This window comes from Ktedonobacter sp. SOSP1-52 (assembly GCF_016587395.1).
This window is the reverse complement of sequence record NZ_BNJH01000006.1, coordinates 602,954-622,597: the sequence shown is the minus strand read 5'-3', so window position 1 is coordinate 622,597 and position 19,644 is coordinate 602,954. Positions and strand designations below refer to the sequence as shown.

The following is a 19,644-nucleotide window of genomic DNA, read 5'->3' as shown; positions in this document are numbered from 1 at the left end:
GACCCTTATCCTGAGTGTCGCAGGCGCGAAGGTTCTCTCGCAATGAAGACTACAGCTAAGGGACTTCGGATGGCTCGTGCAATTACTGAGAACACTGAGAATACCTTATTCTATGGCGACAACTTTGATATCCTCCGTGAATATTTTATTGATGAATGTGTTTTGGGCCCGTGGGGTATCTTGAAAAGAGAACTGTATGAGATGCTTATGGCACGCATGACCCTGACAAAGGTGAGTTGCATGCCAGCAAGAAAAAGAGAAATAATAAAGAAAGTAGTACAAGAGGAATATTTCATGGCAACTTTTGTAGAAGTCCAGACACAACATCCACACCCTGACAGTCTTCTGGCTAAAGTGGTATCTGGTACTCCCTTGCTGAACAACAAGGACCAGGGGTTAATAGCAGAGGTCCCTTCCCAGCGTTGGAATCGCGAGACATTCTCTTGGTCGCCAGTCATCGCGAAGATGGCCTGTATTGACAATGGCAATGAAGCGTTAAAAGGTGTCATGCCAATAGCGAACGCTCCCTATCTCGCCAGATTGCGAGTGCCTACCGCATATACTCCGGCGAAGAAACTACGGGGCGGTGATGGCCGGATCACATGGCGAGTGAACGGATCAGAGGATTTTTGGATGGGTGACGATGCCCTGGAGACCAAAAAAGCAGAGAGCTTACCGGTCGGTTTCTCTCCTGAACGGTTTCCAGATCACCGTTTTCAGCGGTTCATAGCCGCATTCCAGGTAGAACTGCTGGTCAGGGCGGGACATGGCAAGCGCGATGCATCAGGAAAGCTTATGGAGGGCGGTCAGGGTGAGTTCAATATTTTTCTCTCCATTGGCTTGCCCCCGGAGGAAGTTGATCGAAATGGTGCAACCCCCGAAGCACGCGAAGCACTCAAGTACATCTTCAACAAGCCGTTTGAGGTTGTGCGTGTTGACGAGCAAGGACAGGAAACTACCTGGCATCTTTGCTTTGTCGAGTTTGTTCCCTATGGACAAACATTCGGGTCCTTCTGTGCCTGGTACTACACGCTGGAAGGAACACCTATTGCGACCAATATCGATCGCCATATTACACTCGACATCGGGGGGGGACAGTTCCACATATGTGAAGTGGAAATTGTACCCCGCAGTGGCGAGTCTCGTCCCAAACTGAGGATGAGTGCAGAGCAAATCGGGGAGGGCACCATTCTTATTGCGCGCGGCGTTAGCGAGGCTATTCGTCAACAATACAGAACCATTCAACTCTCCGATGCAGAAGCTCAGCATGTTCTATTGAACCGTATGATTTCCGTTGGCGGACGCAGACAACCTGTTAACGACATAGTGAGTCAGGTCATCGCAAGTCGTGCAGATAATCTGAACAGCCTGATAGTGAAATACTTACAATATGGTCAGTCGTTCTTGATGTTTACTGGCGGGGGAAGTGTTCTTCTTCATGATACCCTCCTTCACCTGGTAAACACACATCGCAAAGCGGATTCCTTCTACTTTGTCCCGCCTGAAATCGCGCCTTTCCTCAACGCTATTGGCGGACTAGTGCTCGCCCAGGCGTCAGCACAGCGGGCGATATCGCGCCGCGAGGCACAGCAGGCGATATTGCGTCGCGAGGCACAGCAGGCGATATCGCACCACGATACACAGCAAGCAGCAGCCGCGGCAGGCGAGAGGTAAAGAGATGAAGATGAGTAGCAAGTGCCCAATCAGCATCGAAAATATCCCAGGGGAAGCCTGGGAAATGGTCCAGGCAATCAGCGCAAAAAGTGGGTCGGATACGACTGAGGTTTTACGCCAGTGTGTAGTGGCAGGGTCACTGATCGAACTAATCAAGGCGGGTCCAGACAATGAGGTAGGCGAGTATGGGGAATTCTCCTCAACGTACCTTGCACGCTTGGCGCGACGTGTTCTGGGAGCACCCATTGATTTTTTGTTAGAAACAGGCCAGCACCCCTACCTGGCGCTCACTGCGGATGCCAATGGTCCCGCGCCTGCGACAAAAAAGGGGGCATCTGACGCTCCTGCTCCAAGCTTCCTCCTCGATCAAGAGATAATCGAGGAGTTGCAAGGGTTAGGCGTGGGAGAGAGCTTTTCCGCTGGTTGGCAACCAGACTAAGTTGTGCATCCATCAGGTTTGTACCTCTAAATCAGGCAACAAAAGCGGCTGGCGTTTTCTTTCGCCAGCCGCTTTTTGCTCAGTCATCTACGCTACTCCCGGGGGATAGGGAAGTGTCAGAGCTCAGAAGAAGACCTGGCTTGGAGATCGTTAGTAAGGTATGCGGATTGATTGCTTGCTCTCCCATTTAATTATCAAAATTTTTAACAATCCGCCCACTTAATGGCTACGTAAGCTGTCACCAGGGGCAGAATAGCAGGTAATACGAGTATTTCCAGCATTACCCTTTCTTTTTCAGAAGAATCCTGCCCATCGTTTAGGAGACATCACGAGGACAACCAGGCCAACACTGCCAGCACAGCAGGGGGAGTGGCCCGTTGCGTAAAGCACATCATACCTTGTATGAAGCGTGTCGTCTTTCTCATTGTCCAGAGAAAGCGAGCGTTTCGCCTCGCAGACGCTGCACATCGCGCATGGGAGGGACGCCAAAGAGGCTTTTATATTCGCGATTGAAGTAAGCGGCGTCCTGGTATCCGACACGATAGGCCGCACTCGTGGCGTCGAGGTCTTCGCTCAGCATAAGACGACGCGCCTCCTGGAGCCGCAACTGCTTCTGGAACTGTAAGGGACTCAGCGCCGTGACCGCTTTGAAGTGGTGGTGGAAGCCTGAGACACTCATACCCAGATCCTGTGCGAGCTCCTCAATGCGTAAGGGTTGGTCGAAGTGTTGCCGGAGTCGCTTGACCGCCTGGATGATGTCGGGAGTGTACCCCCCTTGCAGAGCCAGGTGACAGAGCCGACTCCCCTGCTCTCCGATGAGGAGCCAGTAGAGAATTTCTCGTGCGATCAAGGGGCCAAGCACCCGTGCGTGAGCCGGAGAATCCACCAGTCTCACCAGTCGCACGAAGGCTTCCAGCAGATTCCCATCTAGGAGGCTCACCGTGATCGCCGAGACCGCTGCATCCTGTTTCGACCAGGTATGGTCTGCCTCGACGGCGACGGAGCTGACCAGAGAGGGAGCCAATTCCAAGCGGAGACTGAGGTAAGGATGTTCCTTCGAGGCAGAGAGTACCTGACTCACACGGGGCAACGCGGCGGTGGTCAGTAGATAGTGTGAAGGGTCGTAGCAGTAGCGGCTCTCTCCGAGTAAGACCTCTTTGCTCCCCTGAGCAATCACGCAGATGGATGGCTCAACCACGCTATGAACCGGTTGGAGAGATACGGAACTGCGGGCCAGATGCAACCCTGGGAGTGGCTCTTCTACCCCATCTTCACGCACTGCTCGCCCGATGCGCTCCACCAGTTCCTCACGATAGGCGTGCTGCATTACGGCCTGACGTTCTCGCTGCTGGTCATCTCGTCCATCCATTGCTCTGTCCTCTCCTGTTGTTCTCATCTCTCTGGAAAGATTTGCAGAATCCTCCAATCATTCTCGACAATCATTCTATCACCCGGGGCTTTGGCGGGTCTATACTATCCTCAGATAGGACACCTGCCGCTTTGCCTTTGCAGAGAAGCTGGACTTTTCTTCAAGCACAGAGCCGGTGGCGAACCTGCATGGTGGACAGTCAATGAATGAGGAGAAAAGATGTCTGAATCGCAAGAACAAACCCCTGCTCAGAAGCTCATTGGCACCTTTTTGCCGAAAATGGTTTCGCTCACGGACGACGTGCTTTTTGGCGACATCTGGGAGCGAACAGAACTCTCAAAACGTGATCGAAGCTTGATTACGGTTGCTGCTTTGATTGCAGGAGGAAATACCGAACAACTCACCAGCCATCTCATGAGAGCAAAAGACAATGGCTTGACGGAGACAGAACTCAAAGAGGTGATCACGCATCTCGCGTTCTATGCAGGTTGGCCAAAGGCCATGTCTGCCATCGCAGTCGCCAAACGTGTTTTTGGCGAGCAATAACCTGGCGCAAAGAGATGCAGCAGGAGGAATAAACGCATGGATATCAAACGAAACGGTTCACAGCCGACGCGCTACGGGCCAGCCGACACGTTTACTGGCACGGTCTTCATCGATTCCCCGTTTGAAGCACCTGATCCAGCCCGTGTGGGTGGTGCCCGTGTCACGTTCGAGCCTGGTGCTCGAACTGCATGGCATAGTCATCTCCTTGGCCAGACTCTGATTGTGACGAGTGGCCTCGGTCGGATCCAACGCTGGGGGGAGGCAATCCAGGAGATTCACCCTGGGGACGTGATTTGGTTTGAGCCTGGAGAAAAGCATTGGCATGGTGCCTCACCAACGACGGCTCTGACCCATATCGCCATTGCCGAACGGCTTGATGGGGAGACCACCAATTGGATGGAGCAGGTCAGCGAGGAACAATACCAGGGCTGATCGTGGAGAACGATTGTTGCTCCCTTTCAGACAAAAAGAGGATGTTGAGAACATGCAGAAGCGTACACTTGGAAAGAGTCACCTGGAAGTTTCTGCCCTCGGGCTGGGATGTATGGGCATGAGCTATAGCTACCCTCCATTCCCAGGCAAGCAGGAAATGATCCGATTACTCAGGTTGGCCGTCGAACGCGGCATCACCTTTTTCGACACTGCTGAAGCGTATGGTCCCTATGTGAATGAAGAACTGGTAGGCGAAGCGCTTGCGCCTATACGCTCACAGGTCGTGATTGCCACGAAATTTGGCTTTCGATTTGGTTCCCAGGGAGAGATCGTGGGCCTGGATAGTCGGCCAGAGCATGTGAAGCAGGTCGCCGAGGCATCGCTCAAACGACTGAGAGTTGATGCCATTGATCTGTTCTATCAGCACCGTGTTGATCCGAATGTACCCATCGAAGAGGTGGCCGGAGCGGTCAAGGATCTGATAGAGGCCGGGAAAGTGAAGCACTTCGGCCTTTCAGAAGCGGGAGTGCAAACGATCCGTCGCGCACACGCTGTTGTACCCGTGACGGCTTTACAGAGCGAGTACTCGTTGTGGTGGAGAGCCCCTGAAGCGGAAATGCTACCAACGCTGGAGGAACTTGGCATCGGCTTGGTTCCATTCAGTCCGTTGGGGAAAGGTTTCCTGACAGGCAAGATCAACGAACAGACGACGTTCGAGCCTTCCGATTTCCGTAACAGCGTTCCTCGCTTTACACCAGAGGCTCGCAAAGCGAATCAGGCGTTGGTTGACAAGCTTGGCACCATCGCTCAACAGAAGCAAGCAACCCCTGCTCAGATCGCGCTCGCCTGGCTGCTGGCCCAGAAACCGTGGATCGTACCGATTCCGGGAACGACAAAGCTCTCTCGCCTGGAAGAGAATATCGGAGCACTTGCTGTCACGCTCTCGCCTGACGAGGTGCGTGAGATCGAAAGCGCCGCCTCACAGATCACGATCCAGGGCGCTCGATACTCCGAAGCAATGCAGCGAATGGTGGGTCTCTAAATGGAGTGCGCGCTCCAGTAGCAGCGTTTCCTCTCTGTTCCACCGAGCCATTCGAGTAGCTCGTCGCGCAACAGGCAGAGTGGTTTGAGCTGGTGGCAAAAGAGGAGAACCACAAGAAAAGACATGCAAGAGAAGAAAGAGCAATTTCATGAGCAAAAACATTGAAGGAAAAGTCGTCGTCATCACAGGCGCGAGTAGTGGGCTGGGCGAGGCGACAGCCTGGCATCTTTCCGCGCAGGGTGCAACCATCGTATTGGGGGCACGCCGCGCGGAACGTATCCAGGCACTGGCTGACGAACTGAACAATGCTGGTGGCAAGACACACGCCCTCCAGACAGACGTGACAGACGCCGAGCAGGTGAAGCGCCTCGTTGATGCTGCCGTCCAAACCTATGGACGCATCGACGTGATGCTCAACAACGCTGGATTGATGCCACATTCACCTCTGGAACGCCTCAAGATCGACGACTGGAACCGCACCATTGATGTCAACCTCAAGGGCGTGCTTTACGGCATTGCCGCAGCGCTGCCGTATATGAAAGAGCAACATGCCGGACATATCATCAATGTGTCCTCGGTGGCAGGCCATAAAGTTCGCCCTGGCAGTGCAGTCTATGCAGCGACCAAGGCAGCCGTCCTGATGATCTCTGAAGGACTGCGCCAGGAAGTCAAACCCTATCACATCCGCACGACCGTGATCTCGCCGGGTGCTTTGGACACGGAACTGCCGAACAGCATCACGGAGCCAGATATTGCGGAAGGTGTGCGCAAACTCTATGAAGCGGGAGCCATTCCGGCTGACTCCTTTGCGCGGGCCGTTGCCTTTGCTATGAGCCAACCCGACGATGTGGACATCAATGAAATCCTGTTCCGACCCACCAACCAGGAACTGTAAGGAGCGCCAGACATGTCAACTCTTCCATCAGTCAGCCTCAATAACGGAGTAACAATGCCCCTGTTGGGGTTTGGCGTCTTCCAGATGCAGGACACCGAAGAATGCGAACGCAGCGTTTACGAGGCCATCCGCACTGGCTATCGCCTGATTGATACGGCAGCATCCTATGGCAATGAAGAGGCCGTTGGTAAAGCCATCAAGCGGAGCGGTGTGCCACGGGAAGAACTGTTCATCACTACTAAGCTCTGGATTCAGGATGCCGGGGACGAACGCACCAGGCCAGCGTTTGAACGATCATTACAGCGGTTACAACTGGAGTATCTGGATCTCTACCTGATTCACCAGCCCATTGGAGATGTGTATGGCGCTTGGCGCGTGATGGAGAAGTTGTACCAGGAAGGCCGGGCACGCGCCATCGGGGTCAGCAACTTCGCACCTGATCGGCTGATGGACCTGATCATGCATCATCAGGTCGTTCCTGCCATCAATCAGGTTGAAACCCATCCGTTCTATCAGCAAATTGAAACGCAGACCTTCTTGCAGGAAAATCATGTTCAGATCGAATCCTGGGGACCATTTGCGGAGGGCAAACACAACATTTTTGAGCACGAGTTGCTGCGTTCCATCGCAGGCAAGCATCAGAAAACCGTGGGACAAGTCATTCTGCGCTGGTTGACCCAACGAGGGGTTGTGGCGATTCCAAAATCGGTCCGCCTGGAAAGAATCGTGGAAAACTTCTCCATCTTCGATTTCGATCTGAGTCCTGAAGACATGGCAGCGATAAGGACGCTGGACACCAAAACCAGTAGCTTCTTCGACCACCGTGACCCCAACACAGTGAAGAGGTTGAGCGAAGCAACACGTCCAACCTAAACGGACGAGCAACACGACGGCATCTGTAGGCATAGTCAGGCTGCTCCGCGCGGAGCAGCTTTGCTAATTCTTTCGCCTTTTTCTTTTCAATTCCTGAGCCTGCTAGTTCCGCTAACTGAGAGTGTCGGAACTCCTGGCTCAGAACGGAGTATACCGAAGCGCACCATGCTGCACAACAAAAACGCGAAAACATAGGCAAAATGGTAAAGTTCTTTTACCAAAACAAAAGTCGGAACTCTCAGAATTTTTTAGGTAATGCCCGTATTGCCCGCCACTCTGCCCCTGGTGACAGCTTACGTGGCGCTACCCCAGAATCTAGATAAGGCACTCAAGGATGAATATCCAAATACGTTTGCTACAAGTATTAGCAGTAAGCCGCTGGTGATAATAACGGATGATTGCTTGTACCAAACCCATCGTTTTTCTTGGCGTTGGTGTGATTTAAAATCTCGGTATATAGCAATACTCACGAAAACGAGAAGAATGGGAACGATGCATAGATAAAAGATTGCAAACTCTCTTCTTCCAAGCCAAATATCAGCGATTGCTACTAAGTGATTGCGCATTGTGAGCCTCGCAAATATCATAGTTATCTACTTAAACGTTTGATTAACTCGAGTATACAATGTATCCCTTACAGAATGAAAAAAGCCCCTGATAGTAGTGACTACCAGGGGCTTTCTTACTCTTTTGTGCTCTCGGCTTAATGCTTCTCGATAAGCGCGTATTATTGGTGCTCCTGACTCTTTTATGTCGATAATAAACAACCTCGTGTCTGGCCGGGGGAACATTACCTCACTAAAACCGAAGTGTTGTAGAAGTCTTACGCCACTTTTTGTTGCTCCGACTGCAATCTTTTTTTCCACTATCACCCCTCTACGATCTAAGTCAACCACCGTATCCATAAACCGGGAGATGAGCCTAGCTCCATACTTACTAGGTCTTTGTTTAAGCTTGGCTTAATGCCTATTTCTGCTATGTAGAGCTGGACATGGTTGCCTGTCTTGTACTCTTCTATATCCTCTGTGGAGATTTTTACATCACCCAGGAGGAAGGAGATATCTCCTCTCAGGGCTTCTTCAAACCTAGCTGAGTTTGGTTTAAAATGGGAGTATGGTTGTGATGTCTATGACCTCGCCATCTCTCTTCAATACATAGACGATCTCGGGGTTTTTCGTTAGCCAGGTCGTCCACTTTTTCGTGAGAGTTGCATCATCCTCGGTATTTTTGATATCAAAAAGTTCTCTATTCAGAGCAATGTATGCCAGTATATCTGCTGCTGTTGCTACTGTAAATTCGGTCTTTTCGGTTTCTTCTTCAAGATCAAAAATGCTTGAAGTTCGCTGGCAAGTTTCTCCACGTCCTTTTCAAGGTAGTAACCATGCTTTCTCCCAGGTGGTACTACATGTTTTATTTTTCCTTGTTTCACATAGTTGAGTACCATTGCTCCACTAATATTTAGTTTTTCTTTGACTTCCTTAATCTCTATGGTACCGTCACTCCTGGACCATTTAACAACATGCCCTAAGCTCCAACAAAACGAACCGCGGCAAGTCTTCACACTTGCCACGGTTCGTTTCCCCCACAATACGCTCGAAATTCGTTCTTAAACTGTCGTATAGTATAGATACTTTGTGATACAAGTACAGACTATCTCCTGATAGAAGCTGTCAGATTGCATTAATAAGCCAGTATGTGTCAGAGCTTATTTTGAGTATAAAGCGCCACAAGGATGTGCTATGAGCAATGGAGAGAAAGACTCTTTACTAGAGAATGACGAGTATGAGCTGCAGGTAGTCGATCTGGACGATCCAGAAAGACAGGGCCACACACCAGCAAAAAAAGCATTTATTTTCAATGTCTATAGAAAGGCCCTCAAACGGCGAACCGCTACGCTCGATCTTCCTGCCTGGCTGCGTAGCCGCAAAACTCAGGCATCGCTGGTAACACTGGTGGTATTACTTGGCTTTGTCTCTCTCATCATCATAAGCGGCTCACGGGCCTTGTTCGTCAATACCTCCAGAACTCCAGACTCTGTCGCTAAAGCCAGCACAGTCCAGGCCAGTGCCCCCTGCTATAGCGCCGCACTCGCCCCCGATAACCAGCGTATCGCTACCCTGGAACGCGAGTACTGCCTTCAGCCTTCACTCTCTCCTCCCTCACGGCAGCCCGGTAACGCCCTGATACAGGTTTTTAGAGTCAACAACAAGCAGGCATTAAAGCGCTTCACCCTGTACAGCACAATCCTCAATCAAGCTATAGCCCAGAAGCTCCCCACCCAGAATTTTCTGGATGTGCAATACCAACAAATTTCCTGGTCACCCGATGGCAAACAACTCATCTGCGCCTTTGAAATTTCCCTATCACGACCTGCTACCCTCGTCTATCCCAATGCCCTCTGGGGGCTCTGGCAACTAAACGAGGCAACTGGTGCTATCAGTGTACTCTTCGCGCAACAGAACCAGGATAACTTTCTCTCAGATACATTGTCATACGCCGTCTGGGATTTGCAGAGTGGTTCCGTTCTGCCAGCCCAGAGGGATCTCGAGCAGATTATATGGGATTCGCCTCGTTTCTCCTGGGGCAAGAATGGGCAGATACGGGCTCAACCTGCTCAGGACGAGGCCGCGCAACCCGTTGGCATCCCCTCACAGGGACAAAGCTTCACACTCTGGCAACCCGGCATTATCCAACCCCAGAACGGCCCCTCACAACCTCGCTTCAGTTGGAGCACCACCTTCTTCGCCTGGTCGCCAGATCGCCGCTACCTGGCCCTGTTTGCCTGGTCCTCGCGTGTCGAGCGCCTCAACGCGCGTATCTCGGCTACACCACCCGAGACCAATATCCTGCCCAGCATCAGCGTCCACGACAACGCACTCAATAACCTGCTCAGCCAGGGGTCAGGAACAGGCGCTTATGCCTGGCGACCTGATGGACGCATACTGGCGCTCTATAACTTCTCGGCCACACACATAGAGTTATACGATTGCGCGACGGGCGCACGCCTGCGAACCATCACGGTCAAACCAGGCCAGGACGCAAAGACTGTGCCTCTCCCGCAAAGTGGAGTTGACCCTGGCGTCCTCCAGTGGTCCACCGATGGCACACACCTTCTGCTGGTCCTGGGCAATAAACTCCTGCAAGTCAGCGATGTTCCCCTTTAATCGAAACGAGTGCCCATTGCGGCGCTTTCGTGTTTTGTTGTAAGCTTGCCAGAAGACAATACCTAACACAATGCAAGGAGCCTACATTTATGCAGATTCGCCGACTTGATCATGTCAGTTTATACGTGCGCGATGTGGAGCACTCGCGCCAATTCTATGCCCAGGTACTTGGCATGGAGGAGATCGCTCGCCCAGGCAGCTTCAACTTCCCTGGCGCCTGGCTCAAAAAGGGGAGCGCCATCATCCACCTCATCGGCGAGGATACCCCTGGACGCGTCGACGCCATCTACGCTGGCAGCTACACCCAGCATGAACTCGCTCTTGGGCGCGACACCCATATCGCCTTCGAAGTCGAGGACCTCGAAGCAGCCCAGCAGCACCTCAAGGCCCGCAACATCGAAATCGTCGGCGGCCCCAAACCCCGAGGCGATGGCGTCACCCAGCTCTACGTCCGCGACCCCGACGGCTACGTCATCGAACTCTTCTCCTGGTGAATAAATAGAAGCAGCAAAAGAGGCTGGACTGGTCTAGTAGATCAGTCCAGCCTCTTTTGCTGCTTCTATTTATTCACCGCACTGTTGTTTATCGATGGTGCGTTTCTCAACCTCGTAGGAAATAGTCATAAAGCCGAAGGCCGCCACAGCGATCAGGACGATGAGCAGGAGTGCGAGGATAGTTGCCATAATAAATCTCCTTTGCTGGCTGCATGTGGAAATAACAGCATTAGGGAATACCCATATTCAATAAGTGTTTTTTTTACTATACGTGTACATATTCAGAGGTTGCAGATCAATCGTGTGAGCGGAGCTAGCCGCTGCGAAGCGGCGTTCACGATTGTTTTTCAATAACATGACATTAAAGTTGAGGTTGTCTCTACTACAGGAAACACATCCCACCAGAAAATTATTCCCGCCCATACTTCCTAAAGTAAAAAACGTTTTAAGCAAGCGTTTTGGTCACTCTTTTGCCTCAACAATTTGGCACTCCATTAAACACACATGCAAAATCTGGGTTAAGATGTGACACGCTGACATAGTTCTAAGGTCCTGGATTAACGCATCCAACTTGACCGATCCATGCCCCTTCGGATACAGTTTGTAGGAGCGCTACGGTGCGCCACCTGATATACGCGCTCTGGCAATTCAGACATGAGGAACGAATACTCGCCTCGCGCTACATACATTTGGGCTTCCCGGTCAGTTAAAAAGAGAAGACCTGGTTTTTATGGAGAATGGGAGGTCTTGTAAGTCATCTGTGGCTGTCCTGAGGACACTTCAGATTCTGGAAGGGATTTAGTGTAGTATGTCGTTTTTGGAACATCGTTCAAAACGTAATTCAAAGAGTTATTGGGAACCCAAAGTAGCTTCCAATCTAGTCATTCAGAAGACTCCCAGCCAGAAGGAAGCGTATGAGGTAGAACAGCTTCCTTTCCCCGATATAACCATAACCGACGGGATACCACAACTTCCCCCCACACCTACTACAACAAGTCAGCCCAATACAGGCCCTATTTATACGACCGGTACGCTGAAAGCTATCCTCGATACCACCAAGACCTCTGGCACAACTCAGCCATTCGCTACCAATGCGTACCGGAGCAATACAACGGCCCTACGCATGCCCGTGGTCATCAAAGGGTCAGGCAAACAGAGCACCGGCATGCTTCCACCTCAGCCTAAGGGCAGGCGCTTGATGCTCCATGTGACGGTTACCGCGCTCCTGCTCTTTATTATGGCTGGCTCGCTGATGGCCGTGGCCGCGGTCGGCGATGTAGGTGCCCATACAGGGACCGCTAATTCCTCTCCCAGCACCAATGGTATGTATACTTCGAGTGGGGATAACTCGGCGCTGTTGGCCCAGCAGGCGGCGACCGCTACAGCAGTGACGCAGGATGGCTATGAGCCACCTCAGCAGACATCTAAGACCAATAACGCTCCCGCTCCCACCTATCCTGGCGTCAATCCAGGACCAGCCCTCGGCGGCTCAGGCAACCATTTCTTCCAGGGCCAGTGTACCTATTGGGCCGCGTATCGCTTCCACCAGCTCACAAATGTGTGGGTTCCCTGGCTGGGCGACGCCTGGCAGTGGTCGGGACAGGCCGCGGCTTCTGGCTGGCACGTCTCCGGTAAGCCCTCTGTCGGCGCTATCATCGTGCTGCAACCCGGCGTCCAGGGCGCTGGCGGCTATGGCCACGTGGCTATTGTCGAGCGCATCAACTCGGATGGCAGCGTCTATGCCAGCAACTATAACTGGTATGCCGGCGGTGGCGGCTTTGGTATTCTCTCTTACTGGACCTTCTCGCCCGGTAGTGGTGTCTCGTTCGTCACCCTATAAATTGATACATTAAGATACTTCGCAGAAATGGGATGTGGGATGGCAAAGCCGTTGGCCTTGCCATCCCACATCCCATTTCTGCTATACTATCGCTACAAGCTCTTGTGTATTTCCTGCTCAACTCAGACATAAAGGAAGGACAATGTGTTTCCTTATTTTCCTTTAAAAGCTGACGTTTTCTCTATGGCTATGGGGACACAGGCCCTGGAAAACGGTCGCCTTATAGAGATTGATCCCGATCACTATGCACCTGAGATACAACTCAAACGCGCACTCCTGACGAACGACCAGAATCACTATCTACACACCCCACAGGAGACTCTTCCATCTCAATGGGAGATCGTGGAACTGCTTTTAGAGCAGCTTGCCCGCGACTATCCCCATTATTTCTCACTGATGAAGAGCGGGACAGAGGTGGCATGGTGCAATAGCCTGCTTCAAGAGATGACGGTCTTTGAAATGGGCCTGGCTGCCAGCCTCCCCTATGCTCCCCTAGACTGGCTGGGAAGGCAGGTTCAGGAAGACTTGCTTCTGCTGCGCGCCGATACGACACAGGGTATCCCCCTGGTCGCGGGCCAGCTCTGCTTCCCCAACGCCTGGTGCCTGGAGGAGAAACTGGGCAAGTCGTTTTTAGCAATTCACCAGGAGGTGCCGCTCTTCGCGGAACGTATCGGGCGTTCGTCCTACCTCTTGCTGGAACGCTTAAAGGTTGGCAGGCCCGTCTGGCGCCTCAACTGGGCCATCAAGAACATCCCCCGGCTCAATCTCACGCCCAGATATGCCTACGAGGTAGCGCAAGCGCAACGTGAACTCACGCCCGAAACTATCGGCAAGCTATGCCTGCTACGCGTAGAACGCCAGGCACTCATCCGTCTGCCTCACACACAGGATATTCTCTTCACCATCCACACTTACCAGGAACCCATAGCCACCATCGCGCAAAACGGTCAGCAAGCCAGGACTCTCCTGGGCGTCCTCCAGACGACCCCACCTGAAGTCTTGCAATATAAGGGCATCGCCCCTTTCGCCCCCATGCTCATTGAGTATCTTCTCAACCAGCTCTGAGTCATCGGCCTGGGGGCACGCCAACGATGAATCGTGGGTCTCCGATCCATGCCAGCTTTGACCTTACAAGTTAGCTACGCCAGTATCTTGCGCATATTGATGTTGGTGGGGACATAGCCAAGCTTTTCATACATCTGGATGGCCTCCTTGTTGTGGCCAAAGACGTGCAGACCAATGGAGGAGAGGCCAAGTTCGCGCACCTTCTCTTCCATGAGCTGGAAGGCCTGGGAGCCATAGCCGTGCCTGCGATGGGCCTCATCGATTTTGACGTCATAGACGAAAGCCATTGGCTCGGCGCTCCAGGTGACACGTGCGAACCAGAGGATGCCAACGTGCATGCCGCGCTGCGCATCATAGATCGAGTACAGATAGTTATCTGGTGACTGCACACCCTCCGGCAGTAGCTTTTGATATTCTTTGCGCGATTCCTCGTAGGCATTCTCAGCCGTCCAACGCCCTCCCTTAATATGTTCCTCTGCATACTCTCGAATAGAATAGTTCAAATACTGCTCAAATTGTTCTTCCGTCATGGGTACCAATTGCGTCATACAGTCTCTCCTTTTTCTCTTACTTTATAGATAACGCCTCATTCTAACACAGGCAGATTATCCGCCGCACTTGTAGCATTCAGGCGAGTTGGTATTCCTGTGTCGACCCGCAAAGCGGGCGCGTCGTGATATCTCCTGTGAGGAGAAAACAAAGCCTCATGGGTCAATAAGCCAGGAGATAAGTTTGCCGAAAGGAGGCACATTTTTATGGGCATCTCACGTTATGATCCCTTCGGTGAGGGATTAAGTCTGCGCAACGCTATCAACCAGCTTTTTGAGCAGAGTTTTATACGACCACGCCTGTTTGGCGAAGGCCTTGAGACAAGCCTACCTGTCGATGTCTACGAGGAAAGCAATAACTATGTCGTACATGCGGCACTGCCAGGGATGAAACCCGAAGACATCAGCCTGACCATCGATCAGCATATGCTCACCATCCATGGCCAGTATCGCCGTAGCTCTGATGTTCCACAAGGCAACTGGCTCGTACATGAGCTTCACTCGGGAACATTCACCCGAAGCATGAGCTTTGAGCGTCCTGTTGACATGGACCATGTACAGACCGAGTATGAAAATGGGATCCTGACCATACGCCTACCTGTGAGTGAGGCGGCTCGTCCGCGCCATATCGCCATTCAGGCAGGTCAGGAACAAGCACGAGGTACAATTGAGGCCCCACAATCACGGGTGTCGGAGAGTGGTGCGTCCTCTGCGACAGCTAGCCAGCAGCAGCCATCTCCAGCCCCTGAACAGCGGTCAGCATCCATGGATGAATCACAGCGTCCATCCACTGACCTTGGGCACTAGCTACAATAATACTGACAGCCTGTAATCTCTGAGAGGCAAAGTTGGCAACACGACACATGCTTGCTTTGCCTCTCTCCACAAGCCACCAGGAAAGGATACATCATGTTAGCCTTGCGCATCACTGAGTTTGGTCCACCCGAAACACTCCATATGAGCGAGATTGAGCGACCTCGTCCAGGGGCGGACGAGGTCCTGGTCGAAATACGCTCTGCCGGACTTAATCCCAGCGACATCGGCAATATTTTGGGTCGCTTCATCCAAACCCAGTTACCGCGCATTCCAGGACGTGATTTCGCGGGCATCGTGGTCGAAGGGCCGGAGGAGCTGCGCGGGCAAGAAGTTTGGGCCAGTGGGGCCGAATTTGGCTTTACCCGCGATGGCTCGCATGCCCAGTATATTGTCGCGCCACGCGATACACTCAGTCTGAAGCCACACAACCTCTCGATGGAGCAGGCGGGCGCGATTGGCGTACCTTTCCTGACAGCCTGGCTTACGCTTCAAGCAAGCGGCGCAAGCAAAGGTGATTCTGTACTGGTACTGGGCGCGCGGGGCGCGGTCGGCAACGCCGCCATCGAGCTAGGCAAGATGCGCGGTCTGCGCATGTTTGGCGCCCAACGCGGTGAACCACGGGGCAATGAGCCATATGAAGTGATCAACACCGAGCGGCCCGATGCCCAGACCGACCTTATGAAGCTTACACACGGCGAAGGGGTCAGCGCCTGCATCGATACCGTAGGGGGGCCACTCTTTGACCTGGGACTGACCTGCCTTGCCCATGGGGGACGGCTCATCGCCATTACCGCGCGTGGCGATGGACAGGTACAATTCAATATGCGTGACTTCTACCACCGAGAGCTACACCTGGTGGGAGTCGACTCACTTCAGCTTGGCGCCTGCCAGACAGCTCATATCCTCTCCGAGATCAAACAGGGCTTTGAAGCAGGCACCTTGCGCGTCCCCCAGGAGATACGCACCTTCCCGCTACAAGAGGCCCCCAGGGCTTACCAGCTCCTGGCCCAGGGTTCCGCGGGAGGCAAAATAGTCTTTATACCGTGACACTCCACGTCCCGTAAACGGGACGGGCTTCTAAGCCACGTCACCGGTTTGGCCTGTCTCCCAGGAGACCGTCTCCGCGATACGTGGTTGGGCCGGTTCCTTGCTTAGACAACGTTGGGGCGTGTCTGCCCTACTACTACTTCGCCTGGACAAGCCAGGTGGACGTAGATACGTGAAGAATTGAGGAAACTTCACTTGACAACCAAAGCTGAGTTGATGCATATTGACCGAACCCACCAGATCCCGATGCCCGGAGAACTGGCATTGTTGGCATGTCCAATTTCTTCCCTTGGGCTTGTGTCTATGCCCACATGCAGGACACTGGCTCGAGGTTCCGCGTTCCGAGCCGGTGAAGCTCATGATGTGAGCAGCCTGGCTTTTGTGCGTGAGATAGTCAATGTCCTTGCCATACTCCCACAAGGCCAGACGTTGATTGTGGTGTCTGCCACTCTTCTTGTCACGAACCCCATGAGGATTGCCGATGAAGAGGGTCCCAACCTGCTGCTCAATACAGAAGTCGATGACGTTGCGAGTCGCTTTGTGTCGCAGGTCGCGAATGCGTCGCTCGGCTCGTCGGCATTGTTTGTTCTTGGCACGTTGCAATTTTTTCCAGCGCCGCGAATACTTTTTGCAGCGGGATTGTTTCCTGGCAAACTGGCCCAATTGCTTCGTCCGCTGGCGTTTGAGCGAACGAATGCCACGTCCGGTGACGATCATGGCTTTGCCTGTGTTCGTCGTGACGGCTGCCAGGTGGATCTCGCCCAAATCGACGGTGGCCCGGACGGTGCCTGGAGCCTCCTCGGCCTGTGGGACCTGCACACAGACATGCAGTTCAAACCCCTGGTTCCAGACCAGGGTACACGCCCCATTGTTTTCTGGAAGCTCGATGGGCAGGACCAGGGATGGGCGTCCTCTCCCCATGGGCAAGACCACACGCCCATGTTCTTTGCTCACTGCTTGCGCAGGCCACTTGACCGGGTAAAAACGTTTGGTGCGCCAGGGGTATTTCATCCGCATCTCGGGATGCTCTTGGCGCAGTTGTCGCGTGGTGTCAATGTTGGCGAGAAAGGTCGCCACCACCATCTGTACCGATTGGCTCTGCAAGGCAAAACGCCCCTTGGTGGCTTTCTGCAACGCGTCTCGTCCCGGCCAGGGCAGATGGGAGAGACGTGCAACTTTATGCATTTGCATACAACAATTCCACACCTATGCAGCTTCCATCTGAGCAGCTTTGAGGCTCTGGAATTGTTTGTGTGATAGGTGATTCAGTTGGTAGATTTTCACCGTTTGCATGCAGAGTATGATACCAGAAAAGAGCAGGGTGCACAAGTAGGGAGAACCGGATCTATCCATTCTTCAGTTGCCTCTCAGAACGATCAAGGGCTCCAGAGAAGCGTATCAGGGGAAGTGAGAACAACCTGGTTGGAGTCGGCCCCCACCCACCCAGCCCGAAAGGAACGGCGCTTTCACCCCGTCCCATGAATGGAGGCGGGACTTCCCGCGCCGGGGTGTTAAGCGGTGCATCCTGCATGGGCAGACCCGCCACTGGCGTACGCGGCTACTCCTCAGACCAGAAGTAGCCGCGTACGCCAGTAGCGGGCAACAGCACCGTCTCACTAGAAAACCCTGCCCTCATGCGCCTGCTCCGCCTGGGGTAACACCAGGCGTGAGCGCAACTGTATAGCCGCCTTGTCTGGGTCAAGAGGATCAGTGATCTCTAGCTCTTTTAGCTCGACGCGAAAGCTCTTCAGAAAATCGGTGATCTGGCTGCCAAAGTCGATGCGCTTATCCTCAACCCACCAGCGAAAAATCGCCTGGTCTTCCTTGCTCATCTGCCGAATGGTTGCCCAGAGCTGCTTGGGCAGAGAGACTTCTTCCTTTTCTAACAAAAGCGCTTCCCACGAAGAGACGCCCTCTTGCATGGGAAGCGCTTCAATATGCGCCGCGACCCAACCAATCAAAAAGCGGCGCAGGTTCTCAGGTTGGCGCAGAATTGCCAGGAGCAACCTGCGGTTATACTCCTTGAAATAGACCGCCAGTTGCTCTGTCTCATCCGAGATCTCTGTCTCCTTGTCGGTCACCTCGATATCAAATGACAACACCACCTGCATATGTGAACGCAGTAGCTCGCCCATCCTACACTCCTTCCAACATCAACACATCGCCCAAGGTATGCACAACCCACAAATGTGTACACCTATAGTATAAAAAATTACTTCTTTTTACGAAACTCCGCCTTACTATTGGCTTTTGACCCTCAGGGAACTACTCGTGGAGTTGCACACCCTCCATACACTCTCTATCCTTATTAGGATATTGCGGATATACGAAAAAGCGATATAATAGAGTGTTAAACTACTTTTTACGATTTGATTACTTATGGTTAATATGCTATAAGTATCATATTTATGTGATACTTTATCTTTGTCTGGAGAGTCGTATGGAAAGCGATATTTTGTTGTCGATAGCGCGTGAGGAGAAACAATCCCAGGTACCTAAGCAGAGGTGGAGGCGCTGGTTGACGACGGGACAGGCCTATCTTTACCTGTTACCAGCCTTCATTATTCTGGGCATCTTCTCATATTTCCCCTCCGTGTTTGTCTTTGTGATCAGCCTCTTCAAATGGAACTTCCTCAATCACGGTACACAGCCATTTGTGGGCCTGGCAAACTATCGTTTCTTATTTAGCGATCCGAACTTCTGGCAGGCACTTCAGACAACGATACTCTATGTTGTCATTTCGGTTCCGCTGCAACTGGTGCTCTCGCTTTTGCTGGCAATTCTATTGATGTCGAGTATTCGCGGGCGGGCGTTCTGGCGCCTGGCCATCTTCTCACCATTCATTACGCCCATCGTGGCTACGACATCTATCTGGGTATGGATGTTTGATAACTACCACGGCTTATTTAATGGCATCCTGCACCTGTTACACCTTAAACCAATCGACTGGCTGGGGGATCCACATTGGATCTTACCCAGCATCATTGTCTATACCACCTGGAAGTCCCTGGGCTTTAGCGTTGTACTCTTTATGTCAGGCCTGACAAATATCTCGCCCATGTTGGCCGAGGCGGCGCGGGTGGATGGCGCGAATTCCTGGCAGACCTTCCGTTATATTACCTGGCCTCTGCTGGCACCTGTGACGGTTGTGGTACTGCTACTGAGCACCATTGAGGCCTTTAAGATGTTTCAGCCAGCCTTCCTGTTTTTGGGACCGGATGGAGGCGCGCAGAATGCGGGCCAAACGCTGGGACTCTACCTCTTTTCCCAGGCCTTTGGCACTTCGGCCCATACGGGAATCGGGTCAGCCATCTCGGTGATTATCTTTCTGCTCGTCTTTACCGTCTCAGTGGCGCAGTTTGGCTTATCGCGCCGTTATACTCCCTCTGTAGATTAGAAG

At 52.7% G+C, this 19,644-nt stretch carries 19 protein-coding genes; 14 read left to right on the top strand and 5 right to left on the bottom strand.

Going from position 1 to position 19,644, the window contains the following annotated elements:
• The first annotated feature begins 69 nt into the window (after nucleotides 1-69).
• Nucleotides 70-1,674, top strand: coding sequence for a hypothetical protein (locus JMJ16_RS47870; protein ID WP_201393161.1), 1,605 nt, complete (start codon nucleotides 70-72; stop codon nucleotides 1,672-1,674).
• A gap of 10 nt (nucleotides 1,675-1,684) precedes the next feature.
• Nucleotides 1,685-2,113, top strand: coding sequence for a hypothetical protein (locus tag JMJ16_RS47865; RefSeq protein ID WP_201393159.1), 429 nt, complete (start codon nucleotides 1,685-1,687; stop codon nucleotides 2,111-2,113).
• Nucleotides 2,114-2,534: 421 nt separating this feature from the next.
• Here the strand turns inward: JMJ16_RS47865 and JMJ16_RS47860 are convergent, their stop codons facing one another.
• Complete coding sequence (locus tag JMJ16_RS47860) at nucleotides 2,535-3,482, bottom strand: AraC family transcriptional regulator (protein WP_201393158.1); 948 nt, start codon at nucleotides 3,480-3,482, stop codon at nucleotides 2,535-2,537.
• A 219-nt stretch (nucleotides 3,483-3,701) separates the two neighbouring features.
• Here JMJ16_RS47860 and JMJ16_RS47855 point away from each other — a divergent pair, with 219 nt between their 5' ends.
• From JMJ16_RS47855 to JMJ16_RS47835, 5 genes are all read left to right on the top strand, one after another.
• Entirely contained in the window at nucleotides 3,702-4,028 is a 327-nt protein-coding gene (locus JMJ16_RS47855; protein ID WP_201393156.1) for a carboxymuconolactone decarboxylase family protein, read from the top strand.
• A gap of 36 nt (nucleotides 4,029-4,064) precedes the next feature.
• Nucleotides 4,065-4,460 carry a cupin domain-containing protein gene (locus tag JMJ16_RS47850; RefSeq protein ID WP_201393154.1) on the top strand — a complete coding sequence of 132 codons (396 nt, stop codon included), beginning with the start codon at nucleotides 4,065-4,067 and terminating at the stop codon, nucleotides 4,458-4,460.
• A gap of 52 nt (nucleotides 4,461-4,512) precedes the next feature.
• Nucleotides 4,513-5,502, top strand: a complete 990-nt coding sequence (locus JMJ16_RS47845) for an aldo/keto reductase (RefSeq protein ID WP_201393152.1) — start codon at nucleotides 4,513-4,515, stop codon at nucleotides 5,500-5,502.
• 148 nt (nucleotides 5,503-5,650) lie between these two features.
• Nucleotides 5,651-6,397: an SDR family oxidoreductase gene (locus JMJ16_RS47840; RefSeq protein WP_201393150.1), complete on the top strand. Its 747-nt coding sequence runs from the start codon at nucleotides 5,651-5,653 to the stop codon at nucleotides 6,395-6,397.
• 12 nt (nucleotides 6,398-6,409) lie between these two features.
• Nucleotides 6,410-7,270: an aldo/keto reductase gene (locus JMJ16_RS47835; protein ID WP_201393148.1), complete on the top strand. Its 861-nt coding sequence runs from the start codon at nucleotides 6,410-6,412 to the stop codon at nucleotides 7,268-7,270.
• Nucleotides 7,271-8,555: 1,285 nt separating this feature from the next.
• Here the strand turns inward: JMJ16_RS47835 and JMJ16_RS47830 are convergent.
• Complete coding sequence (locus tag JMJ16_RS47830; protein ID WP_201393146.1) at nucleotides 8,556-8,840, bottom strand: hypothetical protein; 285 nt, start codon at nucleotides 8,838-8,840, stop codon at nucleotides 8,556-8,558.
• 169 nt (nucleotides 8,841-9,009) lie between these two features.
• On the opposite strand from JMJ16_RS47830, the gene JMJ16_RS47825 reads away from it, so the two are divergent.
• The 4 genes from JMJ16_RS47825 (at nucleotide 9,010) to JMJ16_RS47810 (ending at nucleotide 13,833) form a co-directional block, all read left to right on the top strand.
• Complete coding sequence (locus tag JMJ16_RS47825; protein ID WP_201393144.1) at nucleotides 9,010-10,434, top strand: hypothetical protein; 1,425 nt, start codon at nucleotides 9,010-9,012, stop codon at nucleotides 10,432-10,434.
• 89 nt (nucleotides 10,435-10,523) lie between these two features.
• On the top strand, nucleotides 10,524-10,928 hold the full coding sequence (locus JMJ16_RS47820; RefSeq protein WP_201392126.1) for a VOC family protein: 405 nt from the start codon (nucleotides 10,524-10,526) through the stop codon (nucleotides 10,926-10,928).
• 808 nt (nucleotides 10,929-11,736) lie between these two features.
• Nucleotides 11,737-12,768 carry a CHAP domain-containing protein gene (locus JMJ16_RS47815; protein WP_201393142.1) on the top strand — a complete coding sequence of 344 codons (1,032 nt, stop codon included), beginning with the start codon at nucleotides 11,737-11,739 and terminating at the stop codon, nucleotides 12,766-12,768.
• Nucleotides 12,769-12,951: 183 nt separating this feature from the next.
• Nucleotides 12,952-13,833, top strand: a complete 882-nt coding sequence (locus JMJ16_RS47810; protein WP_201393140.1) for a DUF3445 domain-containing protein — start codon at nucleotides 12,952-12,954, stop codon at nucleotides 13,831-13,833.
• 74 nt (nucleotides 13,834-13,907) lie between these two features.
• Here JMJ16_RS47810 and JMJ16_RS47805 read toward each other — a convergent pair whose 3' ends face one another.
• Nucleotides 13,908-14,381 carry a GNAT family N-acetyltransferase gene (locus JMJ16_RS47805; RefSeq protein WP_201393138.1) on the bottom strand — a complete coding sequence of 158 codons (474 nt, stop codon included), beginning with the start codon at nucleotides 14,379-14,381 and terminating at the stop codon, nucleotides 13,908-13,910.
• Nucleotides 14,382-14,588: 207 nt separating this feature from the next.
• On the opposite strand from JMJ16_RS47805, the gene JMJ16_RS47800 reads away from it, so the two are divergent.
• Nucleotides 14,589-15,188, top strand: coding sequence for an Hsp20/alpha crystallin family protein (locus tag JMJ16_RS47800; protein ID WP_201392135.1), 600 nt, complete (start codon nucleotides 14,589-14,591; stop codon nucleotides 15,186-15,188).
• 102 nt (nucleotides 15,189-15,290) lie between these two features.
• On the top strand, nucleotides 15,291-16,244 hold the full coding sequence (locus JMJ16_RS47795; protein ID WP_201393136.1) for a zinc-binding alcohol dehydrogenase family protein: 954 nt from the start codon (nucleotides 15,291-15,293) through the stop codon (nucleotides 16,242-16,244).
• Between the two features lie 30 nt (nucleotides 16,245-16,274).
• Here JMJ16_RS47795 and JMJ16_RS47790 read toward each other — a convergent pair whose 3' ends face one another.
• Complete coding sequence (locus JMJ16_RS47790) at nucleotides 16,275-17,435, bottom strand: RNA-guided endonuclease TnpB family protein (protein ID WP_201393134.1); 1,161 nt, start codon at nucleotides 17,433-17,435, stop codon at nucleotides 16,275-16,277.
• 425 nt (nucleotides 17,436-17,860) lie between these two features.
• Complete coding sequence (locus JMJ16_RS47785) at nucleotides 17,861-18,379, bottom strand: hypothetical protein (RefSeq protein WP_201393132.1); 519 nt, start codon at nucleotides 18,377-18,379, stop codon at nucleotides 17,861-17,863.
• A gap of 305 nt (nucleotides 18,380-18,684) precedes the next feature.
• Here JMJ16_RS47785 and JMJ16_RS47780 point away from each other — a divergent pair, with 305 nt between their 5' ends.
• On the top strand, nucleotides 18,685-19,641 hold the full coding sequence (locus JMJ16_RS47780; RefSeq protein WP_201393130.1) for a carbohydrate ABC transporter permease: 957 nt from the start codon (nucleotides 18,685-18,687) through the stop codon (nucleotides 19,639-19,641).
• The last annotated feature ends 3 nt before the right edge of the window (nucleotides 19,642-19,644 follow it).